Raw genomic sequence first — 22,411 nt, forward strand, 5'->3', positions numbered from 1 at the left:
TGCCGAGCCAAACAAGACGTTGCACGCATTCGCTCACGGCTACAGCTCGATGCCGAGTTGCGCCTTGATGCCGGCATTGAAGGCGTGCTTGACCAGGCGCATCTCGGTCACGGTGTCGGCGACCTCGATCAACCCGGCCGGCGCACCGCGCCCGGTGATCACCACATGCTGGCCGGGCGGCCGCGCGGCCACCGCAGCGAGCACCTCATCCAGCGCGATGTAGTCCTTCACCAGGGCGATGTTGAGTTCGTCCAGCAGCACGAAGTCGTAGCGCGCATCGGCCAGCATGCTGCGTGCGAGCTGCCAGGCCGCCTGCGCGGCGGCGATGTCGCGTGCGCGGTCCTGGGTTTCCCAGGTGAAGCCTTCGCCCATGACGTGGTAATCGATCAGATCCGGAAAGCGACGGAAAAACGCTTCTTCGCCGGTCGAAAACGTGCCCTTGATGAATTGCACCACGCCGCAATACAGGCCATGCCCAAGCGAGCGCGCCAGCATGCCGAAGCCGGACGAGCTCTTGCCCTTGCCATTGCCGGTATTGACCAGCAGCACACCGCGGTCGATCACTGCACGTGCGATGCGCCGGTCGACCAGTTCCTTCTTGCGCTGCGCACGTTCGCGGTAATGCGCTTGATCATGCTCGGGGGTGGTCATGCGCGTGCTCCCATGGGTGGACGTGCACCAGCGGCGCGGTGTGCAGCCAACAGGGCGAAGGCCAGGCCGACATAGCCGGCCAGTGTTGCGAGGGCGTGTGGATAGTCCGCCGGCATGTGCGCAATGAACCCGCTCAGCGTGGCATGCGGGTAGCGACCAGACAGGAAATAGAAACCGGCCTTGGACAGCAGATAGGCGGCGCTGCCGCTGATCAGCAACGCCAACAGCGGCCGGGTGACACGACGCCAGGCCTGGCGCTGCAGTTGCGATGCAAACAGTAGCCCGCCCCACCACAACACGGCGTACGCCAACGCCAAAGCCCAGTACGCCGGCGACAGGCACCAGTCGCTGCTGCTGCCCGAGGCCAGGCCGATCAGATCCAGCAGCGATACGATCCCGAACAGCAGGGGCAACATCCACAGCGGGCGTAGCAGTGCACCGGCCAGAAAAAATACCGCCCATGAGGCCGTGGGCAACGCATCCGCATGCGCAAAATGCTCGCCGCGCGCACAGACCATCAAGCCGGCAAGTGCGATGCCGCATGCTCTGGCCGCACCGCCTTGCAACGGCAACGGTGTCGCTGCAGCGCGCCGCGCCATCATCACGACACTTCCGATGGCGTGGCGAACGGCGTTGCGGCGTGCAGATGACGCCAGCGCAGCACGCACCATGCAGCTGCCAGCACCACCGCCAGATACAGCGCTGTCGTGCGCACGAACAGCGGCCCCCACTGCCAGGCGCGCTGCAGATACTGCGCCCAGTGCGGGTCGGTGTAGCGCCCGCCCCACCAGTAGAACGCGCCATTGGAGATCAAGAACGACAGCACGGCGGCCAAGGTGCCCAGACCCCAGGCGATGCTCAGCGACGCGGCACTTGCGCGCGCACGTGCGTGATACGCGCGCCCGGCGTACCACAGCACGCCATAGGCCACCGGCAAGGCCGCGTAGGCCGCGGTGATGCAGAAGTCGCTGACGCCGGCCAGGCGCACCGCAGCCCAATCGATCGCCACCGACAACCCCAGCAAGGCAACGAAGTAGCCGTGCCGCCGCAATGCCAGGCCGCCGAGAAAGAAGACGGCCATGGATGCATCCGGCAGGTGCAGCCAGTCACTGACATGATGGAAGCGGGTCGCGGTCATCAGCAGCATTAAAGCGATGAACACCAGGCGTTCGGAAGAGCGGGACAACGGCGGCATCGATGGTCTCCTTCAGATTTTCGATCGCCACCCGGATGGCGCAACAGACATCTGGCAAATGATCGCCCCTGCAAACCGTAGCGATCCTTGCATTCAGCGGCAAGCGCCGACTGCCCGGCCCAAGCTGCGCGTCGCCGGGGTCGGCGGCGCGCTTGGACCGGCTAACAACATGGTGCGTGCAATCGCCAGCTAAATGCGGACAGCGGGAGCAAATGCGGTCTCCGCCTGGCCCATGCAGATCCCGGGTACCGCCCACGACCAACCGGTGGCTGCGCGGCCGTATTGTCGGCTGCCCTCAGTGCGCCGGTTGGTAGCGGAAGGTCAGCAGATAGTTGCGGCCTGGCTGGGCGTACCAGCGTGCGGTTTCGTATTGGCGGTCGAACACATTGTTGGCGGCAAATTGCACCTTCCAGTCCGCGTTCACTGCATAACTCACGCGCAGATCCAGCAAGCCGTAGCCGGCCAGGCGATCGGTATTGGCCAGATCGTCGTAGCGCGCACCCGATCCGAACAGGCTTGCGCCGATACCGAATGCACCGATGCTGCGGTCGGCATCGATCCGTCCGCTCTGGCGCGCACGCCGCGGCAGCCAGTTGCCATGATTGATCTCGCCATCGGCCTGCGGGGCAAGCCAGGTCAACGCGCTGCGCACGGTCCAGCCGGCCAGTTCGGTGTCGTAGCCCGCTTCCACGCCACGGATGCGCGCCCGATCGATATTGTTCGGCTGCCCGAACGGATGCGTTGCATCCACCAACGAGGCGTCGTAGGCGATGAGGTCGTCGATACGGGTCTGGAACGCGCTGAGCGTCCAGGTGCCCCAGTCGTAGCGACCGCGCAGACCGAGCTCGGCACTCTTGGAGGTTTCCGGCCCGAGCAGCGGGTTTCCGTAATCGGGGTAATACAACTCGTTGAAGGTGGGTGCCTTGAACGCGGTGCCGTAGCTGGCCGTCAGGCGCAGATGCTCGGCAAAATCCCATCTCCACAGCAGGCTGCCAGTGGTCTTGCCGCCGAACTGGCTGTTGTCGTTGCGGCGCAGGCTGGCTTGCAGCGATTGGCGGCCAAACGTCTGCTGCCATTGCGCAAATGCGGCGCGGTCGATGCGGCTGTCGGCATCGTAATTGTCGCTGCTGGCGATGGCGTCGCGCTGCCAATCGAAGCCGACCGTGAGCAGACCGGCGCCGGTATCGAGATCGGCCTGCAACGCACCCTGCTTGCGGCGGGTGTCGTAGGTCGACAGGTAGGCGCCTTGGTAATACGCATCGCTCAGATCGGCGCTGCTGCCCACGCTGGCAGTGAGCTTGAGCGCCTCGCTCGGCACGTAACGCACGCGGCCTCCGATGGCCTGCTGCACGCCCTTGCTCAGATTGCCGCCGAAGGCCGAGCCGTCGTATTCGTTGCGGCTCTGCGCGCGCACTGCATTCACATCGGCATCCCATTGGCGATTGAATCGCCAGCCGCCCTGCGCACTCAACGAATCGTTGCGATAGCCGTCGCGGTCCGGGTCATAGGCGCTGGAGCCGGTATCCAGATAGGCGTTGATCCCGTCGGTTTCGTCGTGCACGGCGTTCACCGAATACCAACCGCCGGCATCGCTCAGATCGCCCGGGCTGCGCCCGGCAATGCCCGCGCCGTAGCGACGCGCGTTGTCGCTGCCAGCCGCCACGCTCAAGCTCGGCACGAAACTGCCTTGCGGGCGTCGGGTGAAGATCTGGATCACGCCGCCCAGCGCTTCGGAACCATACAGGCTGGAAAACGGGCCACGCACGATTTCGATGCGTTCGATCTGCTCGATCGGCACATCCTGCAGCGCCGCACCGCCAGCGGTGGCCGAGCCGATGCGCACGCCATCGATCAGCACCACCACCTGGTCGGCCTCGGTACCGCGCAGGAACAGCGAGGTCGCCTTGCCGGGTCCGCCGTTGTTGGCCAGCGACACGCCCGCTTCGCCGCGCAACAGGTCCTGCAGCGAATTGACCTGACGACGCTCGATCTGCGCGCGGTCGATCACCGTGACCGGTGCCAGGGTCTGGTCCTGGGTCTGGGCGGTCCGCGAGGCGGTGACCACGACTTGGTCCAGATCGATGGCGGCCTCGGCCTGGGCCGCACTGGCAACGCACAACGACAGCCCCACGGCGAGCACGGCACCACGCGGCGAAACGGAAGAAAGGGACATCAACTGCTGCTCCTGGAACCGCGCCAACCCGCGCGTGGGCAATCGGGCGGCAGGCAGCAACGGGCCAGGCGTCCGGCGCGCAGCGTCAGACGAGCAAGGCCACGCCCACCGCGTGCCGGGTCAATCCCTCAGGCCGGTCTCCGGGCTCGCGAGTGGAAGCTGGCGCTTCCGATGCCGCGCCTTCCCATGCGAATGCACAGTGGCGTATTGCGGCATCTGACCTCGCCCACCGTTGCGGGGGCAGCTCCGGAATTGCGCCTGGCCCAAGGCGACGCGCGCACCGGATTCCCGTTTAAACCACCGGCCAACCGGCAGTCACCTCAGGGGCGCGCATGGTAGCAGGCGCCTCCCAGGTCTGCGACAACCGGCCAAACCCGGCGCGTCGCCACGCGCCCTCAGCGGCGACGCATCGTCTACTGGCTTTCTCCTACCGGGACATTGCCCCCTTCATGGAGAGAAGCTGGCGCGCAGCGGCGGATGCGTGCAAGGGCGTAGCAAATGCGCGCTGCCTGCTCCGGTAGCGCAAGGGACGGGCAGCAACGGGCACGGCGCCCCTCATCGCACTTATGCCGGAAGCGCGACTGCGTAAACCGCTTCGTCCGGCAGCAACGCGCTTGCTGCGGAAAAATCGTCGGCACACACAAGCGCGTGAATGCGATGCGCCAGCGACGTCACATCGGTGATCCGCCAAATCCACTCGCTCACATACAACTGGACGGCCTCCTGGCCGAGTCCGATCTGGATGGCGCGACGCGGCAGCGGCCGCAGCGACAGATCGCGCTCAGGATCCCACTGAATCCGCACCGGGGAACGGCTCTTGCGTAGCTCCCATTCTTCATGACGCATACCGGGATCGGGATGGCTTGGGCAGCTGTGCGCCAACGCCCACTCGAAGCCTTCGCGCGTCATGTCGATGGCGAGAATGCGCCTCTGGCCTTCGTCCTTATAGCCCCAGCCGGCGCGGTACATCATCCAAAGGAACGACGGCTTGACCCACGTCATCCGCTCCATCTTGAATGGCGGACTGACGAACCTTTGATGCTTCAGCGCGCTATCGGCAATGACGTCCGAATACGCCTGGTAGACCCGAATCGTCTTGTCTTCGTAGACCGCACGAATTTGTCGCGTTGGAACAGATGTCGTCATGACTTCGCTCGTGGTGTCACCCGCACTGCATGACATCTCGCAGATCGCCCCACATGCCGCGGAACGATCTGCACTCATGCGTACTCAGTCCTTGGTAAACACCAGCCGCCCGCCGTCTGCACGCACACGCACGCTATCGCCGCTGAGATACTGGCCGGACAGGATCTGCTGCGCCAGCGGGTTCTCCACCTGCGACTGGATCGCGCGTTTGAGTGGGCGCGCGCCGTACACCGGGTCGAAGCCGACACTGCCCAGCACCTCCAGCGCGGCATCGTCCAGGTCCAGCTTGAGGCCACGCTCGCCCAGGCGTTTTTCCAGGCCTTGCAACTGGATGCGCGCAATCGACTTGATCTGCGCCTTGTCCAGCGGATGGAACACCACGATGTCGTCCAGCCGGTTGATGAACTCCGGGCGGAAATGCGCCTGCACGACGCCCATCACCGCGGCCTTCATTTGCGTATAGGCCTCGGCACTATCGTCGCCGGACAGCTCCTGGATCTGGTGCGAGCCCAGGTTGGAGGTCATCACGATGACGGTGTTGCGGAAGTCCACGGTGCGGCCCTGGCCATCGGTCAGGCGGCCATCGTCGAGCACCTGCAGCAGGATGTTGAACACATCCGGATGCGCCTTTTCCACTTCGTCCAGCAGGATCAGCGAATACGGACGACGACGCACGGCCTCGGTGAGATAACCGCCCTCTTCATAGCCCACATAGCCCGGAGGCGCACCGATCAGGCGCGCGACCGAGTGCTTCTCCATGAACTCGCTCATGTCGATGCGAATCATCGCCTCGGTGCTGTCGAACAGGAAATCGGCCAGCGCCTTGCACAGCTCGGTCTTGCCCACGCCGGTGGGACCCAGGAACAGGAACGAGCCGCTGGGACGATTGGGATCGGACAGCCCGGCGCGCGAACGCCGCACCGCGTCGGAGACGACCTTGATCGCCTCGTTCTGCCCGACCACGCGATGATGCAGCTCCTCTTCCATGCGCAACAACTTGTCGCGCTCGCCTTCGAGCATCTTGTTGACCGGAATGCCGGTCCAGCGCGACACCACTTCGGCGATCTCCTCGGCGGTCACGCGGTCCTGCACCAGCTTGAAGTCGTGGTGCTCCACTTCGTTGGCCAGCAGCATCTGCTTTTCCAGCTGCGGCAGCACGCCGTACTGGATCTCGCTCATCTTGGCGTAGTCCTGGCGGCGCTGCGCGGCCTCCAGTTCCAGCTTGGCGTGCTCGATCTGCTCCTTGATCTTGGTGGTGCCCTGCAACGCGGCCTTCTCGGACTTCCATACTTCGTTGAGGTCGGAGAACTCGCGTTCGAGCTTGTCGATATCGCTTTCCAGATCGGCCAGGCGCTGCCGCGAGGCCTCGTCCTTTTCCTTCTTGAGCATCTCGCGCTGGATCTTGAGCTGGATCAGGCGGCGCTCCAGGCGATCGAGTTCCTCCGGCTTGGAGTCGATCTCCATGCGGATGCGCGAGGCGGCTTCGTCCATCAGGTCGATGGCTTTATCCGGCAGCTGGCGATCGGTGATGTAGCGGTTGGACAGCGTGGCCGCCGCAACGATCGCCGGGTCGGTGATCTCCACGCCATGATGCACCGCATAGCGCTCCTTCAAACCGCGCAGGATCGCGATGGTGTCTTCCACCGTCGGCTCGCCCACGAACACCTTCTGGAAACGCCGCTCCAGCGCGGCGTCCTTTTCGATGTACTTGCGATATTCGTCCAGCGTGGTGGCGCCGATGCAATGCAATTCGCCGCGTGCCAGCGCGGGCTTGAGCATGTTGCCGGCATCCATCGCGCCGTCGGCCTTGCCCGCGCCGACCATGGTGTGCAGCTCATCGATGAACAGGATGATCTGGCCTTCATTTTTCGACAGGTCGCTGAGCACCGCCTTCAGGCGCTCTTCGAACTCGCCGCGGAACTTGGCGCCGGCGATCAGCGCGCCCATGTCCAGCGACAGCACGCGCTTGCCGCGCAGGCCTTCGGGCACTTCGCCGTTGATGATGCGCTGGGCCAGGCCTTCGACAATGGCGGTCTTGCCCACGCCGGGTTCGCCGATCAGCACCGGGTTGTTCTTGGTGCGCCGCTGCAGCACCTGGATGGTGCGGCGGATTTCTTCGTCGCGGCCGATCACCGGGTCGAGCTTGCCGCTCTCGGCGCGCGCGGTCAGGTCGATGGTGTATTTCTCCAGCGCCTGGCGCTGTTCCTCAGCGTTTTCAGACTGCACGGTTTCGCCGCCACGCAGCTTGTCGATGGCCGCTTCGATCTTCTTCTTGTCGCCACCGGCCGCGCGCAACGCCACGCCCAGCGGGCTGGCATCGTCGGCAGCGGCCAACACGAACCATTCGCTGGCGATGAACGCGTCGCCATGTTGCTGGGCGAGCTTGTCGGTCTGGTTGAGCAGGCGATTGAGATCGTTGCCGATCGACAGATTGCCTTCCTGCCCGGACACCTTGGGCAGCGTGTCCAGCGCCTCGCCCAGGCGCTCGCGCAGCAGCGGCACGTTGACGCCGGCCTGCGACAGCAGCGGGCGCGTGCTGCCGCCGCTCTGGTCGAGCAGCGCGGCCAGCACATGCACCGGCTCGATGATGTTGTGGTCGCGGCCCACGGCCAGCGACTGCGCGTCGGCCAGCGCCTGCTGGAACCGCGAGGTGAGCTTGTCCATCCGCATGGGGTGATCCTCTGAACAGGTGGCCGGCAGCGCCGGCGATACCGTGCAGATGCGGTTGGCGAGCGAGGTTTCAAGGTTTGCCGGTGCTGGAGATGGACACTGGCAGACCGCTGCCGCCCCAGGCGGGCTGGGCGAAGGCTTCTGGGCAGGCGGACTTGCGTTGCAACTGCGTAGCGTGCAGCAGCGCCGCAGCGAGTGGCAGCCGCTCCGGGCATAGCCCGGCTACGTCCGGCGATGCATGGCCCGCGACTGACGCGTGGACGGTCGCCCAACAGGCCGGGATCCACGCGCACCGGCCTGCAAGCACCCCCAGCTCCGGCACTTGCGCCGCCATCAGCCGACACCACAGCGCCCGCGCCTGGAACGCGCTGCGCAACCGCGCATGAGTGGCGATAATGCGCCGATGGACGCTCCCAAGCCCTGGCACCTCTACCTGCTGCTCTGTCGCAACGGCAGCTATTACGCCGGCATTACCAACGATCTGGAGCGGCGCTTCCAGGCCCATCTGCGTGGCACCGGTGCGCGTTACACGCGCGCCAACCCGCCCGTGCAGCTGCTCGCCAGCCACCGTTATCCCGACCGCGCCAGCGCTTCGCGCGCCGAATGCGCGCTCAAGCGCCAGCCACGTGCGCGCAAGCTCGCCTGGCTGCAGGCGCAACCGAACGATGCGGAGTCACGACCTGCTGACGCATCGATCACGCCCATCTAGCCATCGTTTTCCTACGCTGCAGCGCCCTACAGGCGAAGCCGACCATGCATTATCAGCTCTACTACTGGACCGGCCTGCAAGGCCGCGGCGAGTTCGTGCGACTGGCACTGGAAGACGCTGGCGCGGCGTATACCGATGTCGCCCGCATCCAGGGCGACGAGGCCATGACGGCGTTTTTGCAAGGCGAGCAGGTCGGCGCGCAGCCGTTCGCACCACCCTTTCTCAAAGCCGGCGACGTCGTGGTCGCGCAGGTCGCGGCGATCCTGCACTTCATCGGGCCACAGCTGCAATTGGTGCCTGATTCGGAACCACAGCGCCTGCAGGCGCTGCAATTGCAGCTGACCATCGCCGATCTGGTGGCCGAGGTGCACGACACGCACCACCCGATCGCAACCGGACTGTATTACGAAGATCAGCAAGCCGAAGCGGCCAAGCGTGGGCAGGACTTGCGTGAAAACCGCCTGCCCAAGTTCCTGGGCTATTTCGAACACGTGCTGCAACAGGCTGGCGGCACGCATGTGCTCGGCACGCATTCGTATGTGGACCTGTCGTTGTTCCAGCTGGTTAGCGGCCTGGAGTACATGTTCCCCAGGCGAATGGCGACGCTGGCAAATAACTTGCGCGGGCTGAAGGCGCTGCAGCAGCACGTGGCACGGCGGCCGCGTGTTGCGAGCTATCTGGCGTCCGAACGACGGGTGGCCTTCAACACCAATGGCATCTTCCGCCATTACCCGGAGCTGGACGCGGCATAGGCAGCGGCGACGGGTCGGTGCGGCCAGTCGCAACAAACTGACCCGCATGCGGGCGCGGCGCAGGCCGTTGATTGCTGCTCTCGATCACCCAGCCAAGCCACCTGATCCTGACTGAGGTGTGCAGCGTTACGTCATGTACATCCGCACTCACCCGGGTGCGAACGCCGCACGCTCGCCCGGCATGCGGCCTTCACCCCGGGGTGGGAAACCAGCGGCCTCAGCGCCCCTGCAGCAGGGTCGCGCGAATCCGCTGCAGTTGCGCTTTGACTGCAGCCGCGTGCGTCGGCCCCAGCCGCAGCAGCGCCTTCTGCCCCACCGACAGCGATTCCAGCGATGGCTCGACGAAGCGGTAGCGGCCACGCTCGTCGCGTTGCACGCCGATCGGCTGCTTCGGCTCGGGCGTGCGCAGCAAGTGGTCGATCACGTCGATGAGGCGGTCATTGAAGTAACGATCCGGCGCGCCCAGGTCCGCGTACGCCTGCTGAAACAGTGGATAGAAGCGCACATAGCTGCGCGCCATGGCCTGCGCATCCACACGGGTGAATGCGGCCACGTACGGTGCGTAACGCGCCGCATTGGGCTCATCGAGCACCTGATGATCGCCCGCCCCTGCCACCTGCAATTCGCCAGGCACCGGCTGCAGTACCAAGGCGCGGCGGCTGATGCTGGGTTGGGTGAGGTTGTCGATCATGAGCACCACGCGTTCGATCAGGTGCTTGCGCAACACGATCGACAATGCGTCATCGTCCTGCACCAACGCCCGCAGCGCTTGCCACGCGGCATCGTCGCTTTGCGCCAACGCAGGAATCGCCGCATCGGCAGCGTCGGCCGACGCTGCCGGCACCGGATGACGTGGTTCGCTACTGGCAGGTGTCGGCTGTGGGCTGACCGCGGCGGCCACAGCACTGGCGGTGCGGCTGATGGGTGCAGGCAAGGTGCCCTGCGGGTCGGGCGGGCCGCTGAACAACCACCACGCGGCGCCAGCGATCAAAGGGACCGCCAACAACCACGGCCAGCGCGAGGATTTGTTTTGCATCGTGGAACTCCTGACATCGACAACGTCCAGTGTGTGACCGTGGGATGCTGCGGTGGTTCCATCGATTGACGGTGTCGCGCGTTTAGCCGCTTGAAGTGAGGCGTAGCGCGATAGCTCGCGGCTCCCGGAAAAAGCTAGCGGCCAGCTCGCCGGCTGTGTGTGGGACGTCCTACCGATCAAGCAGTTCAACTGGTCCTTGCCCACCCGCTATCGCGGCAACGGATGCCGCATGGATGCCACCGAGGAGCTACAGGGACCTACGCAGCTGGTCCTGCGATGGTCGGCGGGCAAGGACCCTGCGCGAGCCGGCAGAGCCTTGCGCTGCGCGATCCACGTCACTTAGCCGGCGAAATCCAATCGCGCATTCACCCAGGCCGCGACAATGGCAGCGGCAACCTGTTCGGCCTGCCTGGCCGGCATGCGTTTTTCGCTCACCAGCCAAGCGGCCGTCTCTGCGCGCACTTTTGGCAACAGCGCGCGCACGGCGTTGCGCTCGGCTGCCGGCCAGTCGCTGTCGTCGCCGGACCACGCTGCAATCGCCTGATCCGGATCGTTGCCGTAGCGCTTGCGCAACTCCGGCTGCAGATACAGTGCCGGCGACACGGCAGCGCGTAGCGCGATGATTTGCCACTCGGCGTAGCTGGCATAGCGGATGGTACCCGCGTCCTTGCTCAAGGCCTCGATCAGCCCGGCGAACCCGGCATCCAGCTGTTTCCAGCTCGGCCGCGCGAACAGCCCGCCGGGCAGCTCGCAGATCGGCGCGAAACTGTCGCGTGTCGAGCCATAGAGCGGACCGAACGCCTCATACGCCGGCTCGCCCACTGCAGCGAAGATGAAGCAATGCACATACGGCCGCTCCGCACGATCTTCGCGCTCGATCCACATGCGCAGCAGGGTCAGCACACGCTGCTGCTGTTGCATGGAAGGCGCGCCTTCCACATCGTCGAGCAAGGACGCTGCGAAATCGTCGCTCTTGCGTAGCGCCTTGCGTGCGCTTTCAAAACGCGCGCGCGCCAGGGCGGCATCCACGCCTGCGGCAGGCGCGAAGTCATGCAGATACGCCAGCCACGCCGAGGCCAGCGGCGCGTCGTAGCCCTGCAACTGGCGTGCAGCGTCTGCTGGCGTTTTGGGGATGCTGGCGATGATGCGGTCCAGCGCTTGCTGCTGGGCGTCGCGCGTCTTGCCCAGCGCATCGACCCTGGCCTTCAAACTACGTTGCAGGCAGTCATCCATCTTGGCGTCCTGCGCGCAGGCATTGCGCTGGCGCAACCAGGCGCGTTGCTGATCGCGTACCGCGGTGAGCGAGGTACGCGGCGCGGTGTCCAGCACGCCGCGGTACGCCTCATCCAGTTGATCGTCCAGTTGACCGAGCGCCGGTACCGCGCATAGCCGCTTTTCCACCGGCGTGCCCGCCTGCTTGCAGTCGAACGACGCCGTCCATGCGGCGCCGGCGCTCAGCATTAGCACACCAGCCACGATGCCCTGCACGACCCGCATCCGATACATCACTGCAACGCCTGCTTGCGCGCCGGCAGCAGCGACAGCAACAGCAGCGTCGCCGCCAGCGCCACATAGGCACCGACGAACTGCCAGCTGATCAGCCGCGCCAGGCCTTGCAGCGACCACGGCAGATAGATGCCGCCGCGCGGGTCCACCGAGTGGATCAGGCCGAACAGGGTCAGCCCGGCAGCCACCAGCAGGAACACCGCGCCGCGTCGCAAGCGGCCGTCGATCATCGCCGCCACCGTGGCGATCCACAGCATCGCGGTGATGATGAAGCCATTGCCTAAGGCGAAGATCACTGCCAGCTCAGGCAACCCGTGGCCATCGACCTTGGTGGTCAGCGCGACCAGCTGCTCCGGTGCAATCCAGCCCGGCGCCTTGATGGTCAGCAGGTACGCAACCGACGGTAGAAAGCCCAGCACCATCGCACCAGCGTGCTGCTTGGGCGTGGCCTGGAAGGCTTGCGTGGTGATGTCGATGGAGACATACACGATGATCGGGGCCAGTACCGCCAGCGGCAGCCACTGCACCAGGCCGCTGATCACGCCAAGCATGCCGCCGATCCCGATGAACACACCGGTCAGCAGCGTGTAGCCGCAGCGCGCGCCCATGTGCTTGTACGCAGGCTGGCCGATGTAGGGCGTGGTCTGCGCGACGCCGCCGCAGACGCCGGCCACCAGCGTGGCCAAGGCTTCCACCAGCAGGATGTCGCGGGTGCGGTAATCGTCGCCGGCCGCGCGTGCGCTCTCGCTGACGTTGATGCCGCCCACCACCATCAACAAGCCGAACGGCAACAGCAACGGCAGGTACGCCACCGTAGCCGGCAGGCCGTCGATAAAGCCCAGCGTCGGCAGCGGCAGCACGATCTGCGGCGGATTCCACGCCGGCAAGGCGAAGCCGGGGGCACCCAATCCCGCCAGGCCAAGCCCGTAATACAACGCGGTGCCGATCACGAACGCCACCAGCACGCCGGGCAATTTGGTCGGCAGGCGGCCCTTGGCGAGCAGCACATACAGCAGCAGGCCCAAGGTGACGAAGCCGGCCACCGGCGAACGTAGCGTTTCCAGCAATGGCAACAAGCCCATCAGCACCAGCGCGATCCCGGCGATGGACCCGAGCAAGGCCGCCCGCGGCAGCGCGCGCGTCACCGCTTCGCCTGCGAACGACAGCACCAGCTTGAGCAGCCCCATCACCACCAACGCGGCCATGCCCAGTTTCCAGGTGGCGATCGCGGCGGCCTGCGGGTCCAGCCCCTGCGCCTTGAAACCGGCAAACGCCGGGCCGAGCACCAACAGCGCCATGCCGATGCTGGTGGGCGCATCCAGGCCCAGCGGCATGGCGGTGACGTCGTCGCGCCCGGTGCGTGCGGCCAGCCGCCGCGCCATCAAGGTGTACAGCAGGTTGCCCACCAGCACGCCGAATGCGGTGCCGGGGAACATGCGCTGGAACACGACGTCGGCCGGGAACTGGAAAATACCGACCAAGGCCATCGCAATGAAGCCAAGGATGGACAGGTTGTCGACCACCAGGCCGAAGAAGCCATTGAGATCGCCAGCGACGAACCAGCGCGGCGCAGCCGCAGGACGCGAAGAGGGAGCCGACATGAGAACCAAACAAGCGTGGGGGTCGGCCGATGGTAGCCGCTGCATTGCAAGGGCGACAGCGGCGCGGTGGATCAGAGCGTGTCGCGGCCATGGGGCCATCGGGCTGTCCGTGAGCAGGCAGCCCGGCGCCATCGCCCGCTACTGCATCGCTGCATCCACATCGATCCAGCCCACGCTGTCGCTGCGGCCGGCACTGCGATAACGCACCTGCAGTCGCCTACCATCGGCGCTGACGTCCAGCGCATCGGCCTGATCGCCGCGCACCAGATAGCGCTTGGTGGCGGTGGCCGTCGGCGTGGCGTACAGCGGCAAACGCGCCACCTGTACGTGCAGTTGCACCGGCATCGGTTCTTCGAGCGTGGTGCCGATTTCGCTTGCCACCTTGGTGCCGCGCGGGTCGTACATCGGCCACACCGATAACGGCATGCCATCCTCGCTTCCCGAATCCAGCAAGGTCTGGATCTGCGGCGACTCGATCCGCTGCTGCGTCCGCCAGACGTACAACCGCCCGCCAGCGTCGTAGCGGTAGACATCCGCGTACCACATCGGCCCACTGCGGCAGGAACTGGTCAGGCTGCGTTGCTGTTGATCCGCAACCAGATTGAAGAATCCTTCGCACTGCACCGTCGGCCGCGTCGGTGCAGCGAGCGCATGAAAGCGGCGCTTTGCAGGATCGAACACAAAGACCCACACCGCCTCGTTGACCTGACCCAGCATTGCCGACACCGCAAGATCCGGGCGCCCATCGAAGTTGTAGTCGTCGCTGCGCAGCTGCGCGCCGCCCTCGCCATCGTCCACATTCGCGTCGAACCATTGTTCGGCATCGCCGGGAGACAGCACCACATGCAGGCGCTGGCCGACCAAGGTGGCGGTCGCATGGGTGTGCGCATCCAGCGTTAAACGAAGACTTGTGTCGTCTGCCGCAGCGCCGAACGCCAGCCCGCCTGCCATCGCAACCAACAGTGCGCACGCGGTGCGCATGGACGGCAACTGCAACGCGCCAAGGCGCATGCGCAGCTGGCCAGAAACGGTGCGCAGATACGCGCTCCCCGACGGCGCATGCAATACCCGCCAGCCCCGGAGGACGCGCGGCATACGACCACCAACGCCGGCGAGCATGGCGGCCGGCACCTGTACGGACCTGTCAGTGCGCAAGCCAGGCCGCCGACTCAGAACGAGACCTCGACCGGCTGCCGCGACCACAGCACCGACTGGTGTCCGGTGGCCTGCTTCCAGGCCAGCCGGATCGCCTCGATGTCGCTGCGCCGTTGCGGGGTGTCTTCGTGCAGGATCACCAGCACCTTGGTCCCCAGCCGGTTCGGCTCCTTGGCGCCGCGGAACAACCATTGGCCGTAGGCGTCGAACACGGTCAGACCATCGGGGAAGCGCGGAGTCACTTCCTTGTCCAGAAACGCGCGCCATTGGGTTTCGTCGATGGTGCGGGTCTGCGGGCGGTCGGCCGGGCCGGATTCCTCGCCGACGCCGAAATACAGCTCGCTGCGCACCCAACCCCGTGCCGCCGCCGGCCGCGCTGCATCGCCCTGCAGGCTGGCAGTGGTCGCGGTCGGCGCGGTGCCGGGCGTGGTGGCGCATGCGGTCAGCGCCAACATGGCGGCAAGCAGGCAAGACGGCAGCAACTTCATCGACTTCTCCACAACAGATCGGGGGGCAGGATTTGGGGCAGGCTCATGCAAGGCCGATATCAGCTCATGCCGGCGCGCACGCACTGTGCCATCTCGCGCCGGCCTGAACAACGCGATAATATCTCTCCATCCGGATGAATGTGGACAATCCGCCCCCCTTTGCGCCCAGCCCGGCCGGATGCCGACCGCGCGGCGCGTTGCAGTTGCAGGAGAGAGAACAGCATGACCCGCCCCACCCTTTCGGTGATTGGCCTGGCCATCGCCGCCGTGCTCAGCGCCAACGCGCAAGCCCAGCAGGCCGATGCCGGCGCCACCACCCTGGACACCGTAATCGTCACCGGCACCCGTGCCAGCGACCGCACCGTGCTGGAATCGACCGTGCCGGTGGACGTGCTCACCGCCGAAGACATCCGCAAGGCCGGCGTGGTCAACGGCGAGCTGGGCAGCGCACTGCAGGCGCTGCTGCCCTCGTTCAACTTCCCGCGTCAGTCCAACTCCGGCGGCGCCGACCATATCCGCGCCGCGCAGCTGCGCGGGCTCTCACCCGACCAGGTGCTGGTGCTGGTCAACGGCAAACGCCGCCACACCTCTGCGCTGGTCAACACCGACAGCAAGATCGGCAAGGGCACCACGCCGGTGGATTTCAATTCGATCCCGATCAACGCGATCAAGCGCATCGAAGTGCTGCGCGACGGGGCCGGGGCGCAATACGGCTCGGATGCGATTGCCGGGGTCATCAACGTGATCCTGGACGACAACCCCGAGCGCGGCGAACTGGAAGCCAGCTTCGGCGCCTACAACACCGATGTGAAGCCGATCGACCGTCGTGTCACCGATGGCCAGACCAGCTACGTCAGCGCCAAGGTCGGCTCGCTGCTGGGCGACGATGGCGGCTTCTTCAAGGTCGGCCTGGAACTGAAGAACCGCGAGGCGACCAACCGCGCCGGCTTCGACCAGATTCCCTCGTTCGAAGAACAGACCCCGGCCAATCTGGCGCTGCGGGGCGAGCGCAATTACGTGCTCGGCGATGGCGCCACCAAGGGCCTCAATGCCTGGCTCAACACCAAGGTTCCGTTCAGCGCCAGCGGCGAGTTCTACGCCTTCGGCACCTACAACCAGCGCGATACCGAAGGCGCCAATTACTTCCGTTACCCGGACAGCAGCGCCAACTGGCGCGAGATCTACCCCAACGGCTACCGCCCGATTTCCGAAGGCGAGAATCGCGACCTGCAACTCGTGGCCGGTGCGCGCGGGCAATGGGGCAACTGGGATTACGACGCCAGCGTCAACTACGGCCGCAACGACTTCACCTACCGGCTACGCAACTCGCTCAATGCATCGCTGGGGCCCGGCAGTCCCACACGCTTCAAGACCGGCGATTTCGCCTTCGCGCAGACCGTGGGCAACCTCGACCTGACCCGCGTGTTCGACGCCGCCGGCGCCACCCATACCTTCGGCACCGGCGCCGAGTTCCGCCGCGAGCAATACCGCACCCACGCCGGCGACCCCGCCAGCTACGCGGCCGGCCCGTTCACCGATCGTCCCACCGGCTCGCAGGCCGGCGGCGGGCTCACCCCGCAGGACGAGGCCGACCTGTCGCGCAACGTGGCCAGCGCCTACGCCAACGTCTCCAGCCAGTTCGGCGACAAGTTTTCCACCGACCTGGCCGGCCGCTACGAGCATTACCAGGATTTCGGCAGCCAATGGACCGGCAAGCTGGCCGCACGCTACGCGTTCGCACCGGCCTTTGCGCTGCGTGGTGCCATCTCCAACAACGTGCGCGCGCCTTCGCTCAGCCAGATCGGGTATGAAGCCACCTCCACCGGTTACGACGCCGCCGGCCGCCTGACCCAGGGGCGCCTGCTGTCGGTCAACAACCCCATCGCGCGCGGACTGGGCGCCACCGATCTGAAGCCGGAAAAGTCGGTCAATTACAGCCTGGGCTTCACCAGCAAGCTGGGCGATCACTTCGACGTGTCGCTGGACTTTTTCCAGATCGATATCGACGACCGCATTGCGCTGTCCGAAGACATCACCGGCGATGCGCTGACCAGCTTCGTGCAGCAGAACTACGGCGTCACCGGCGTGCAGAGCGCCAGCTATTTCCTCAATGCCGCCGACACCCGCACCCGCGGCGCCGAGCTGGTTGCCAACTGGCGTCAGTACGCCTTTGGCGGCGACCTGCTGCTGACCGGCACCTACAGCTACGCCAAGACCGAGTTGGAAAACATCATCGCCACCCCGGCCCAGCTGCTCGCACTGAACCCGGAGTACGTGCTGTTCGGCGTGGAAGAAAGCAATACGCTTACCGACGCCGCACCGCGCACCCGCGCCTCGCTTGCCGCGAACTGGAGCAACGAGCGCTGGAACCTGCAGACGCGCGTCAACCGCTACGGCAGCGCCACCCGCGTGTTCGATTTCGGCGGCGGCTTCGTACCGCGCCAGACTTACGGCGCCGAGTGGCAACTGGACCTGGAAGCCGAATACCACCTGGGCACGCAGTGGACGCTGGCCATCGGCGGGCAGAACATCCTGGACAACTACTCGGACCGGTCCATCGACGACATCGCTTACTTCGGCAACCTGCCTTACGACGTGCTCTCGCCGATCGGCAGCAACGGCGCGTACTGGTATGGGCGGGTGCGGTACAGCTTCTGATGCGGGATTCGGGATTCGGGATTGGCAAGAACAGCATTGCTGCGAATCCCTAATCCAGATTGGCCTAGCCTCCACTACGACACCGTCCAGGCAATCGGCAATCGTTGGCATTGGAGACTCGGGATTGGCAGGCGTGGCCCTGCCATGCATACCCGGTGCCCAAGACGGTAGCGGAACTGACTGGCAGGGCCATGGCGCACGCCATCAAAGGCGGTTCGGGATCGGGATTGGCGCGCCCTGCTTTGCACGAATCCCCAATCCCGACTTCCCAATCCCCGCCGTTCCATAACCTGAATCTCACACCGCTTTGCGCACACTGCCCTGATGGCAGACGCGCATTCCCCCCTACCGTCGCCGCCATTGCTGGACGATGCCTGTGCATTGTTCCTGGACGTGGACGGCACCCTCATCGACTTTGCCGACCGCCCCGAGGCGGTGCAGCTATTGCCCGAAGTGCGTGAGGCCATCGGCCTGCTGAGCAAGCGCCTCAAGGGCGCCGTTGCGCTGGTCAGCGGCCGGCCACTTGCCCAGCTGGATGCCCTGTTCGCCCCCTTGCTGCTGCCGGCCGCCGGTCTGCACGGGCACGAACTGCGCAGCGATCTGGCGGCACGCGCGGCAATGCCGCAAGACAGCTCCGAGTGGCTGCACGGCCTGCATCAACGCGCCGCGGCGCTGACCCACCAACACCCGGGCGTGCTGGTCGAGGACAAGGGCGCCAGCGTGGCGCTGCATTGGCGCGCCCGGCCGCAGGCCGGCCCCGAGGTGCTCGCCTTCGCGCAGCAGGAAATCGCACGGCTTTCCGGCTATCGCCTGCAGCCCGGCGACCACGTGGTGGAATTCGTTCCCGAGGGCAGCAACAAGGGCCTGGCGGTCGAACAGCTGATGCAGCACGGCACCTTCGCCGGCCGCACGCCGGTGTTCGTCGGCGACGACCTCACCGACGAATTCGGCTTCGACGCCGCCAACCGGCTCGGCGGCTGGAGCGTGCTGGTGGGCGATCGCGCCCAGACCAGCGCGCGCTTCCGCGTCGATGGCACCGCCGAAGTCCACGCGTGGCTGCAGCGCAATGCACGCAATCGCTGAGCACAACGCACCTTCTCTCCTTCACTTCAACAGGATCGTTTGCACTCCATGACCGAGCCAAACCTGGATCTGGGCGTCATCGGCAACTGCAGTTTCGGTGCACTGGTCGATCGGCAGGCACGTGTGGTGTGGAGCTGCCTGCCGGCATTCGACGGCGACCCGGCCTTTTGCACGCTGCTCTCGCCCAAGACCGAAGGCGGCGACTTCGCCGTGGAACTGGAAGATTTCGCCAGCAGCGAGCAGCACTACCTGCCTAATACCGCCGTGCTGCGCACAGTGTTGCGCGACAGCAAGGGCGGCGAGGTGGAAGTCATTGATTTTGCGCCGCGCTGGCGCAACAACGGGCGCTTCTATCGGCCTGTCAGCATCATTCGCCAGATCCGTCCGCTGAGCGGCAACCCGCGCATCATCGTGCGCGCCCGCCCGCTGGCCGATTGGGGCGGCCGCACGCCGGACACCACCTGGGGCAGCAATCACATCCGTTGGGTGTTGCCGGAATTCACCCTGCGCCTGACCACCGATGTGCCGGTGCGCTTCGTACGCGACGGCCTGCCGTTCGTGCTCAGCCATCCGGTGAGCCTGGTGCTGGGCGTGGACGAATCGCTGACCCGCTCGCTCACCGGTTACGTGCAGGAAGCGCAGGAACGCACCGAAGAATACTGGCGCGAATGGGTGCGTTACCTGTCCATTCCGCTGGACTGGCAGGAAGCGGTGATTCGTAGCGCGATCACGCTCAAGTTGTGCCAGTACGAAGACAGCGGCGCGATCATCGCGGCAATGACCACTTCGATTCCGGAAGCGCCCAATACGCCGCGCAACTGGGATTACCGCTATTGCTGGCTGCGCGATGCCGCCTTCGTGGTGCGCGCGCTCAACCGGCTTGGCGCAACCCGCACGATGGAGCAGTTCATCGGCTACATCTTCAATATCGCCACCACCGACGGCACCATGCAGCCGCTGTACGGCATCGGCTTCGAATCGCAGCTGGAAGAACACGAAGTTGACACCATGGCCGGTTACCGCGGCATGGGTCCGGTGCGGCGCGGCAACCTGGCATGGATCCAGCAGCAGCACGATGTCTATGGCAGCGTGGTGCTGGCGTCCACCCAGCTGTTCTTCGACCTGCGCCTGAAGGATCAAGGCGATGCGGACACCTTCCGCCGGCTTGAACCGCTGGGCGAGCGCGCCTATGCATTGCATAACGTGCCCGACGCCGGCCTGTGGGAATTTCGCGGCCGCGCCGAAGTGCATACCTACACCGCCGCGATGTGCTGGGCGGCATGCGATCGCCTGTCCAAGATTGCCGACCGGCTGGCGCTGCCCGAGCGCAGCACCTACTGGCGCGAACGTGCCGACAGCATCCGCGAGCGCGTATTGAACGAGGCCTGGAGCGAGGAACGCGGCCATTTCACCGATACCCTCGGCGGCCATCGGCTCGATGCCTCGCTGTTGCTGCTGGCCGATATCGGGATCGTGGCCAATGACGACACTCGCTTCGTGCGCACGGTCGAGGCGGTCGGCCGCGTGCTCAAGCACGGCGATGCGCTATACCGCTACATCGCACCGGATGACTTCGGTGAGCCGGAAACCAGCTTCACCATCTGCACCTTCTGGTACATCGACGCACTGGCCGCGATCGGGCGCAAGGACGAGGCGCGTGAATTGTTCGAGCGCATCCTTTCGCGCCGCAATCACCTTGGCTTGCTGTCGGAAGATCTATCGTTCGAGGACGGCGAAGCCTGGGGCAACTTCCCTCAGACCTATTCGCATGTTGGCTTGATCATCGCAGCGATGCGCTTGTCGCGGAGCTGGCAGGAGGCGTCATGAGTCGTTTGGTGGTGGTATCCAACCGTGTTGCAGTGCCTGGCGAAAACCGCGCCGGCGGCCTGGCGGTTGGCTTGTTGGCAGCGCTCAAGGAGCGCGGTGGCATGTGGTTTGGCTGGAGCGGCAAGACCGTGCGCGGCGACAGCGGTGGCATGCACGAGCAGACCGAAGGCGACATCACCTTCGTCACCATGGACCTCAACAAGCGTGACATCGATTCGTACTACAACGGCTTCGCCAACCGCACGCTGTGGCCGTTGTTGCACTTCCGCCTGGACCTGGTCGATTACGACCGCGCCACCCGCGAAGGCTATCTGCGCGTCAATCGGCTATTTGCCGAAAAACTCGCGCCACTGCTGAAAGACAGCGACACGCTGTGGATCCACGATTACCACATGATCCCGCTCGGCGCGATGCTGCGCGAGCTGGGCGTGGGCTGCAAGATGGGCTTCTTCCTGCACGTACCGATGCCATCGGCCGATCTGGTGCAGGCCATGCCCGATCACGCGCGCCTGTTCAGTACCTTCTACGCATACGACCTGGTCGGCTTCCAGACCCAGCGCGATGCCGAACGTTTCAAGGCCTATGTACGCCTGTTCGGCGGCGGCCGCATTCTGGAAGGCGATCTGGTGGAAGGCCCGGGCGGGCGCCGCTTCACCGCTTCTTCGTTCCCGATCGGGATCGATACCGACCTGATTGCCCACCAGGCCAAGGCGTCTGCCGGCAAGCAGGCGGTACGCGATCTGCGCGAAAGCCTGCGTGGCCGTCAGTTGGCCATCGGTGTGGACCGCCTGGATTATTCCAAGGGCTTGCCGGAGCGCTTTCAGGGTTTCGAGCGCTACCTGGAGCGGTACCCGGATCAATCCGGCAGCCTGACCTATCTGCAGATCGCGCCGGTCTCGCGCGGCGATGTCACCGAATACCGTCAATTGCGCAGCCAGCTCGAACAGATCGCCGGCCACATCAATGGCGGACATGCTGAGCCGGACTGGACGCCGCTGCGCTACGTCAACCAGAACTTCAGCCATGCCACGCTGACGGGCTTCTATCGCGCGGCGTCGGTATGCCTGGTCACGCCACTGCGCGATGGCATGAATCTGGTTGCCAAGGAATTCGTGGCCGCGCAGGACCCGGCAGATCCGGGCGTGCTGGTGTTGTCGCTGTTTGCAGGTGCAGCCGATGAAATGAAGGAAGCGCTGCTGGTCAACCCGCACGATCTGGATGGCGTGGCCGACGCGATCGCCACAGCGGCAAGCATGCCGCTGGCAAGCCGCATCGAACGCTGGCACGCAATGATGGACCACCTGCGCAAGAACAATATCAACCACTGGCGCCAGCGCTATCTGCAAGCGCTGTCTGAGGTGTAGGGCAAACCTTTTCCCACCAGCCATTGTTCTCCTCGATAAAGGAGACGGTGCCCGAAATGCGGACGTGGGTGCGACCGCAATCAGAGTGAAGTTCTGATTTTCCAGAGACGCGCTGCGTGACGCAGCCATATTGAGCAGTTGCGGCGTTTGGCCAATGCGTGACGCAGCCATATTGAGCGGCTGCGGCGTCTGGCCAAGCTGCCCCGACGCGCAAGGGGTGAATACCTCGCACGTCGACAGTCTGCAGCTGCGATCGACGCGGCAGTCACACGCAACGCCACGTGCGCCCCTGCACCCGGCTCTTCAATCGTGGTCGCGCTCAGCAGCAGCGCATGTCGCCGACGGCTGTGCAAGTACCGCACGCACTTCGCAAGGCGTTCAAGATCCGCATGTTTCC

General features: G+C 65.4%; 18 protein-coding genes and 1 riboswitch. Of the genes, 7 read left to right on the top strand and 11 right to left on the bottom strand.

The window, feature by feature from the left end; translation table 11 throughout:
* Nucleotides 1–39: 39 nt before the first annotated feature.
* Genes cobO through ACCQ00_RS15800 form a run of 3 tightly spaced genes read right to left on the bottom strand, consistent with a single transcriptional unit; the run spans nucleotide 40 to nucleotide 1,846 of the window.
* Nucleotides 40–651 carry a cob(I)yrinic acid a,c-diamide adenosyltransferase gene (gene cobO / locus ACCQ00_RS15790; protein WP_039568159.1) on the bottom strand — a complete coding sequence of 204 codons (612 nt, stop codon included), beginning with the start codon at nucleotides 649–651 and terminating at the stop codon, nucleotides 40–42.
* The gene (locus ACCQ00_RS15795; RefSeq protein WP_039568157.1) at nucleotides 648–1,253 is read right to left on the bottom strand and encodes a hypothetical protein; all 606 of its coding nucleotides are present in this window, start codon (nucleotides 1,251–1,253) and stop codon (nucleotides 648–650) included. Before ACCQ00_RS15795 ends, cobO begins: the two co-directional genes overlap by 4 nt.
* Nucleotides 1,253–1,846 carry a hypothetical protein gene (locus ACCQ00_RS15800; protein ID WP_039568154.1) on the bottom strand — a complete coding sequence of 198 codons (594 nt, stop codon included), beginning with the start codon at nucleotides 1,844–1,846 and terminating at the stop codon, nucleotides 1,253–1,255. Before ACCQ00_RS15800 ends, ACCQ00_RS15795 begins: the two co-directional genes overlap by 1 nt.
* On the opposite strand from ACCQ00_RS15800, the gene ACCQ00_RS15805 reads away from it, so the two are divergent.
* Entirely contained in the window at nucleotides 1,806–2,039 is a 234-nt protein-coding gene (locus ACCQ00_RS15805) for a hypothetical protein (RefSeq protein WP_017163127.1), read from the top strand. The two genes, ACCQ00_RS15800 and ACCQ00_RS15805, sit on opposite strands and share 41 nt — an antisense overlap.
* A 102-nt stretch (nucleotides 2,040–2,141) precedes the next feature.
* Here ACCQ00_RS15805 and btuB read toward each other — a convergent pair whose 3' ends face one another.
* From btuB to clpB, 3 genes are all read right to left on the bottom strand, one after another.
* Nucleotides 2,142–4,019, bottom strand: coding sequence for a TonB-dependent vitamin B12 receptor (gene btuB / locus ACCQ00_RS15810; protein WP_046736118.1), 1,878 nt, complete (start codon nucleotides 4,017–4,019; stop codon nucleotides 2,142–2,144).
* 114 nt (nucleotides 4,020–4,133) lie between these two features.
* A riboswitch (cobalamin riboswitch) is annotated at nucleotides 4,134–4,357 on the bottom strand.
* Between the two features lie 226 nt (nucleotides 4,358–4,583).
* Nucleotides 4,584–5,165 (bottom strand): DUF4291 domain-containing protein, encoded by a 582-nt coding sequence (locus ACCQ00_RS15815; protein WP_039568149.1) that lies wholly within the window; start codon nucleotides 5,163–5,165, stop codon nucleotides 4,584–4,586.
* Between the two features lie 84 nt (nucleotides 5,166–5,249).
* Complete coding sequence (gene clpB, locus ACCQ00_RS15820; protein WP_039568147.1) at nucleotides 5,250–7,835, bottom strand: ATP-dependent chaperone ClpB; 2,586 nt, start codon at nucleotides 7,833–7,835, stop codon at nucleotides 5,250–5,252.
* Between the two features lie 382 nt (nucleotides 7,836–8,217).
* On the opposite strand from clpB, the gene ACCQ00_RS15825 reads away from it, so the two are divergent.
* Nucleotides 8,218–8,544 carry a GIY-YIG nuclease family protein gene (locus ACCQ00_RS15825; protein WP_017156987.1) on the top strand — a complete coding sequence of 109 codons (327 nt, stop codon included), beginning with the start codon at nucleotides 8,218–8,220 and terminating at the stop codon, nucleotides 8,542–8,544.
* A gap of 44 nt (nucleotides 8,545–8,588) precedes the next feature.
* Nucleotides 8,589–9,296, top strand: coding sequence for a glutathione S-transferase (locus tag ACCQ00_RS15830; protein WP_039568141.1), 708 nt, complete (start codon nucleotides 8,589–8,591; stop codon nucleotides 9,294–9,296).
* A gap of 217 nt (nucleotides 9,297–9,513) precedes the next feature.
* Here the strand turns inward: ACCQ00_RS15830 and ACCQ00_RS15835 are convergent, their stop codons facing one another.
* The 5 genes from ACCQ00_RS15835 to ACCQ00_RS15855 form a co-directional block, all read right to left on the bottom strand.
* Nucleotides 9,514–10,332, bottom strand: a complete 819-nt coding sequence (locus ACCQ00_RS15835) for a DUF3014 domain-containing protein (protein WP_039584135.1) — start codon at nucleotides 10,330–10,332, stop codon at nucleotides 9,514–9,516.
* Between the two features lie 339 nt (nucleotides 10,333–10,671).
* Nucleotides 10,672–11,838, bottom strand: a complete 1,167-nt coding sequence (locus tag ACCQ00_RS15840; protein WP_039568137.1) for a lysozyme inhibitor LprI family protein — start codon at nucleotides 11,836–11,838, stop codon at nucleotides 10,672–10,674.
* Nucleotides 11,838–13,439 carry a SulP family inorganic anion transporter gene (locus tag ACCQ00_RS15845; RefSeq protein WP_017156983.1) on the bottom strand — a complete coding sequence of 534 codons (1,602 nt, stop codon included), beginning with the start codon at nucleotides 13,437–13,439 and terminating at the stop codon, nucleotides 11,838–11,840. The genes ACCQ00_RS15840 and ACCQ00_RS15845 overlap by 1 nt, the downstream gene beginning before the upstream one ends.
* A gap of 138 nt (nucleotides 13,440–13,577) precedes the next feature.
* Nucleotides 13,578–14,642, bottom strand: a complete 1,065-nt coding sequence (locus ACCQ00_RS15850) for an XAC2610-related protein (protein WP_039568135.1) — start codon at nucleotides 14,640–14,642, stop codon at nucleotides 13,578–13,580.
* Nucleotides 14,609–15,082, bottom strand: a complete 474-nt coding sequence (locus ACCQ00_RS15855) for a DUF3574 domain-containing protein (protein WP_017156981.1) — start codon at nucleotides 15,080–15,082, stop codon at nucleotides 14,609–14,611. Before ACCQ00_RS15855 ends, ACCQ00_RS15850 begins: the two co-directional genes overlap by 34 nt.
* 222 nt (nucleotides 15,083–15,304) lie before the next feature.
* Here ACCQ00_RS15855 and ACCQ00_RS15860 point away from each other — a divergent pair, with 222 nt between their 5' ends.
* From ACCQ00_RS15860 to otsA, 4 genes are all read left to right on the top strand, one after another.
* The gene (locus ACCQ00_RS15860; protein WP_039568132.1) at nucleotides 15,305–17,740 is read left to right on the top strand and encodes a TonB-dependent receptor plug domain-containing protein; all 2,436 of its coding nucleotides are present in this window, start codon (nucleotides 15,305–15,307) and stop codon (nucleotides 17,738–17,740) included.
* Nucleotides 17,741–18,064: 324 nt separating this feature from the next.
* The gene (gene otsB / locus ACCQ00_RS15865; RefSeq protein ID WP_039568130.1) at nucleotides 18,065–18,823 is read left to right on the top strand and encodes a trehalose-phosphatase; all 759 of its coding nucleotides are present in this window, start codon (nucleotides 18,065–18,067) and stop codon (nucleotides 18,821–18,823) included.
* Between the two features lie 48 nt (nucleotides 18,824–18,871).
* Nucleotides 18,872–20,650: a glycoside hydrolase family 15 protein gene (locus ACCQ00_RS15870; protein WP_017156979.1), complete on the top strand. Its 1,779-nt coding sequence runs from the start codon at nucleotides 18,872–18,874 to the stop codon at nucleotides 20,648–20,650.
* A complete protein-coding gene (gene otsA / locus ACCQ00_RS15875) occupies nucleotides 20,647–22,014 on the top strand; it encodes an alpha,alpha-trehalose-phosphate synthase (UDP-forming) (protein ID WP_039568127.1) in 1,368 nt (455 codons plus the stop codon). The genes ACCQ00_RS15870 and otsA overlap by 4 nt, the downstream gene beginning before the upstream one ends.
* Nucleotides 22,015–22,411 lie beyond the last annotated feature (397 nt).

Origin of the sequence: Xanthomonas sp. NCPPB 3761 (genome assembly GCF_041475705.2) — a bacterium.
In the GTDB taxonomy this organism is placed as follows: Bacteria; Pseudomonadota; Gammaproteobacteria; order Xanthomonadales; family Xanthomonadaceae; genus Xanthomonas; species Xanthomonas phaseoli.

Excerpts from the sequence above, each read along its gene's own strand:
- cobO (WP_039568159.1), bottom strand. The coding sequence starts at position 651 with ATGACCACCCCCGAGCATGATCAAGCGCATTACCGCGAACGTGCGCAG.
- ACCQ00_RS15795 (WP_039568157.1), bottom strand. The coding sequence starts at position 1,253 with ATGATGGCGCGGCGCGCTGCAGCGACACCGTTGCCGTTGCAAGGCGGT.
- ACCQ00_RS15805 (WP_017163127.1), top strand. The coding sequence starts at position 1,806 with ATGAACACCAGGCGTTCGGAAGAGCGGGACAACGGCGGCATCGATGGT.
- ACCQ00_RS15800 (WP_039568154.1), bottom strand. The coding sequence starts at position 1,846 with ATGCCGCCGTTGTCCCGCTCTTCCGAACGCCTGGTGTTCATCGCTTTA.
- btuB (WP_046736118.1), bottom strand. The coding sequence starts at position 4,019 with ATGTCCCTTTCTTCCGTTTCGCCGCGTGGTGCCGTGCTCGCCGTGGGG.
- ACCQ00_RS15815 (WP_039568149.1), bottom strand. The coding sequence starts at position 5,165 with ATGACGACATCTGTTCCAACGCGACAAATTCGTGCGGTCTACGAAGAC.
- clpB (WP_039568147.1), bottom strand. The coding sequence starts at position 7,835 with ATGCGGATGGACAAGCTCACCTCGCGGTTCCAGCAGGCGCTGGCCGAC.
- ACCQ00_RS15825 (WP_017156987.1), top strand. The coding sequence starts at position 8,218 with ATGAGTGGCGATAATGCGCCGATGGACGCTCCCAAGCCCTGGCACCTC.
- ACCQ00_RS15830 (WP_039568141.1), top strand. The coding sequence starts at position 8,589 with ATGCATTATCAGCTCTACTACTGGACCGGCCTGCAAGGCCGCGGCGAG.
- ACCQ00_RS15835 (WP_039584135.1), bottom strand. The coding sequence starts at position 10,332 with ATGCAAAACAAATCCTCGCGCTGGCCGTGGTTGTTGGCGGTCCCTTTG.
- ACCQ00_RS15840 (WP_039568137.1), bottom strand. The coding sequence starts at position 11,838 with ATGTATCGGATGCGGGTCGTGCAGGGCATCGTGGCTGGTGTGCTAATG.
- ACCQ00_RS15845 (WP_017156983.1), bottom strand. The coding sequence starts at position 13,439 with ATGTCGGCTCCCTCTTCGCGTCCTGCGGCTGCGCCGCGCTGGTTCGTC.
- ACCQ00_RS15855 (WP_017156981.1), bottom strand. The coding sequence starts at position 15,082 with ATGAAGTTGCTGCCGTCTTGCCTGCTTGCCGCCATGTTGGCGCTGACC.
- ACCQ00_RS15860 (WP_039568132.1), top strand. The coding sequence starts at position 15,305 with ATGACCCGCCCCACCCTTTCGGTGATTGGCCTGGCCATCGCCGCCGTG.
- otsB (WP_039568130.1), top strand. The coding sequence starts at position 18,065 with ATGGCAGACGCGCATTCCCCCCTACCGTCGCCGCCATTGCTGGACGAT.
- ACCQ00_RS15870 (WP_017156979.1), top strand. The coding sequence starts at position 18,872 with ATGACCGAGCCAAACCTGGATCTGGGCGTCATCGGCAACTGCAGTTTC.
- otsA (WP_039568127.1), top strand. The coding sequence starts at position 20,647 with ATGAGTCGTTTGGTGGTGGTATCCAACCGTGTTGCAGTGCCTGGCGAA.